We start from the raw sequence: 3,190 nt of genomic DNA, 5'->3' as shown, positions 1-3,190 counted from the left end.
GCGCCGGCCCCCGCCGCGATCCCGGTCGGCTACGGCGCGGCGAGCGGCTACGGCACGGCCTCCGCGGTCGCCGCCGAGGACGAGGTCGAGATCGAGGCCGTCCGCGCCACCCTGACCGGCCCGTCGCTCGTCGCCCGCATCGGCGCCGAGGTGTTCGGCACGTTCCTCGTCGTCCTCGCCGGTGTCGGCGCGGCGCTGTTCGCCTCGGTGAGCGGGGCCGGCGTCATCGGCATCTCGCTCGGCTTCGGCTTCGGCACGATCGCCGCGTTCGTCGCGGTGTCGCACGTCTCGGGCGGCCACTTCAACCCGGCGATCACGCTCGGCAGCACGCTCGCCGGCCGCACGCCGTGGTCGCACCTGGTGCCCTACTGGCTCGCGCAGCTCGTGGGCGCCGCGCTGGCGTCGGCCGTGCTGTTCGTGACCGCGACGTCGCTGCCCGCGCTCGAGGGCAACGAGCGGAGCTTCTTCAGCGGCACCGCCAACGGCTTCGGCGAGCACTCGCCGATCGCGCAGTCCACCGGCGGCGAGGGCTTCAGCATGGTCGCCGCGCTGCTCCTCGAGGGCGTGCTCGCCGCGATCCTGGTCGGCGTCTACCTCGGCGCCACCGACCGGCGCGGGCGCACCCGCCAGCAGGCCGCGTTCGCGGTGGGCCTGACGGTCGCGTTCGGCATGCTCGTGGCCTACCCCGTCACCGGCGGCTCGCTGAACCCCGCGCGCTCCACGGCCGCGGCGATCTTCTCCGAGTCCTGGGCCTGGGGCCAGATCTGGGTGTTCTGGGTCGCGCCGCTGGTCGGCGCCGCGCTGGCCGCCCTGCTGTACCGCGCGTTCGCGACCGCCCCGGCGGACGACGACGTGCTCGACGAGGACCTGGAGATCGACGAGGTCGAGATCGAGGTGCAGCCGGCGCGCTGACGCCCGCACGCTCCTGCGCGGGGGCGGTGACCCGGTCGGGTCGCCGCCCCCGCGTCGTCCCCGGGGCCGGCGCCGCGGCGCCCCGAGGCCCGCCCCGTGCGCGGTCGTCAGGCGGCCGCCCCGCGGCGGCGGGCGGTCAGGCGGACGGGACGACCTGCGACAGCACGCCGATCGCGACCGCGAGCCCGCCGAGCGTCATGACGTCGACGGCGCGCCGGCGCACCACGAGGGCCGCCGGCGACTTCCGCACGACGGCCCGGACCACCGCGCAGCACGCGAGGAAGCAGGACAGGACCAGCGCACCCGTCGGGGTGCCCGCGGCGAGCGCGATCGCCACGCTGAACAGCACGGCGCCGGCGATCACCCACAGCGACCAGTTCCGGTCGGCGGCGAGGGAGGCGCGGGCGATGGCGCGCGGGTCCAGCGGCTCGCCGTCGGGCCCGAACCGCTCGTCCTCGGGGGACGGCCGGGCGGCCCCCTCCTGGCTCACGCGCGCCTCCGTCCTCGCGGCGCGGCGGGGAGCCGCGCACGGTCACCGCCGAGGCTACCGCGCCGGGCCCGCCCGCCCGGCGCACCCGGTGTCGCCGCAGGCTACGGTGGCCGGGTGCCTGCCGCCGGTCCCGTCACCGCCCGTCCCGCCACCGGCACCCGGACGCCCGCACCGCCGCGGTCGGTCGTGGTGGTGGGCGCCGGCATCGCCGGGGCCCGGACCGTGCTGGAGCTGCGGGCCCAGGGGTTCGACGGCCGCGTGACGCTCCTCGGCGCGGAGGGCGTCGCGCCGTACGACCGGCCGCCGCTGTCGAAGCACCTGCTCGACCGCCCGGCGCCCGCGTGGCTGTCCGACGAGCTCGGCGCCGACGCGCTCGCCGCGGCCGACGACGTGCGGCTGGGCACGCCCGCCACCGGGCTGCGGGTCGGCGAGGACGGGGTGCGGGTCGGCACGGCGGACGGCGACGTGGCCGCGGACGCCGCGGTGGTGGCGACCGGCGCGCGGGCGGTCCGGCCGCCGGCCTGGGCGGACGCGCTGACGCTGCACACCGCGGCCGACGCCGAGCGGCTGCGCGCGGCGCTTGGGTTCCCGCACGGCCTGCCCGCGGGGACCGGTCAGGCCCCCGGCGCGGGACCCCGCACCCCCGGCGAGGCACGCCGGCTCGTCGTCATCGGCGCGGGCTGGGTCGGGGCGGAGGTGGCGACGGTCGCCGCCGCGGCCGGGGTGGACGTCACCGTGGTCGAGGCGCGCGAGGCCCCGCTGATGACGGCGCTCGGCGCCCGGGTCGGCGCGCTCACGGCGCCGTGGTTCGCGCGGGCGGGCGTCCGGCTGCGCACCGGCGCGGCGGTGGCCGCCGTCGAGCCGGGCACGGTGCGGCTGGCCGACGGCACCGCGCTCCCCGCCGACGCCGTGCTCGCCGCGGTCGGCGCGCGCCCGGCGACGGGCTGGCTCGCCGGCGCCCTGCCGCTGGAGCCCGACGGGTCGGTCGCGGTGGACGAGCGGCACGCCCCGGTCGACGGGTCGTGGCGGGTGCGGGTCGTCGGGGACGCGGCCCGGCGCCGCTCGTCCCGGCACGGCTGGGTGCCGGGCGGCCACTGGGACGCCGCGCTGCGCGGGCCGGCCGTCGCGGTCGCGGGGCTGCTCGGCCGGGAGGCGGTCGAGCCCGACCTCGCGCCGTACGTGTTCTCGACGCAGCTCGGGCACGAGCTCGCGCTCTACGGGCTGCCGGGGTCGGACGACGACGTGGTGCTGCGCGGCGACCCGGCGGCCGAGGACGGCTGGACGGCGCTGTGGTTCGCCCCCGGCGGCGACCCGGCGACCGGCACGCTGACGGCCGTGTTCGCCGTCGACCGGCCGCGCGACGTGGGCGGCGCGCGCCGGCTGCTCGCGGGGGCGACGCTGCCGGTCCTCGACCGGGCCCGCGCCGCCGACCCGGCGGTGCCGCTGCCGAAGGCCCTCGCGGGCTGACGCGGCGCCCGGGTCGGGACGCGCGGCGTCAGCCGACCCGGTCCCGCGCGCGCCCGCCGACCTCGCCGGCCCCCGGACCCGCGCCGGCCTCGCGGTCGGCGCCGTCCCGCGCGTCGGCCAGCTCGGCCCCGGTGAGCGCGTACGACAGACCGCGGTGCCCGCGGCTCCACGGCACCGCCAGCACCCACGCGACCACGAGCACCGGCTGCGCGACCGCCGCCACCGCACCCACGACACCCAGGACCGCGTCGACGCCGGACGACCCGGGCCACGTGCCCGGCACCGCGGCGAGCACCGTCAGCAGCCCCCACAGCCCCGCCC

Annotated in this window: 4 protein-coding genes; 2 read left to right on the top strand and 2 right to left on the bottom strand. The window is 80.1% G+C overall.

From position 1 onward, the window contains the following. Positions 1–912, top strand: a 912-nt coding sequence (locus tag G6556_RS17940; RefSeq protein ID WP_166944386.1) for an aquaporin, incomplete at its 5' end; no start/stop codon positions are given. A 136-nt stretch (positions 913–1,048) separates the two neighbouring features. On the opposite strand, the gene G6556_RS19765 is transcribed toward G6556_RS17940, so the two are convergent. Continuing rightward, on the bottom strand, positions 1,049–1,402 hold the full coding sequence (locus G6556_RS19765) for a DUF3017 domain-containing protein (RefSeq protein WP_166944384.1): 354 nt from the start codon (positions 1,400–1,402) through the stop codon (positions 1,049–1,051). Between the two features lie 114 nt (positions 1,403–1,516). Here G6556_RS19765 and G6556_RS17930 point away from each other — a divergent pair, with 114 nt between their 5' ends. Further along, complete coding sequence (locus G6556_RS17930) at positions 1,517–2,869, top strand: FAD-dependent oxidoreductase (protein ID WP_166944382.1); 1,353 nt, start codon at positions 1,517–1,519, stop codon at positions 2,867–2,869. Between the two features lie 28 nt (positions 2,870–2,897). Here the strand turns inward: G6556_RS17930 and G6556_RS17925 are convergent. Then, on the bottom strand, positions 2,898–3,190 hold a 293-nt coding region (locus G6556_RS17925), incomplete at its 5' end, for a hypothetical protein (RefSeq protein WP_166944380.1).

It is taken from the genome of Cellulomonas sp. IC4_254, from assembly GCF_011603975.1.
Taxonomy (GTDB): Bacteria; Actinomycetota; Actinomycetes; order Actinomycetales; family Cellulomonadaceae; genus Cellulomonas.
Note: the sequence above shows the minus strand (reverse complement) of the source record. Positions and strands in the feature narration are given on the sequence as shown.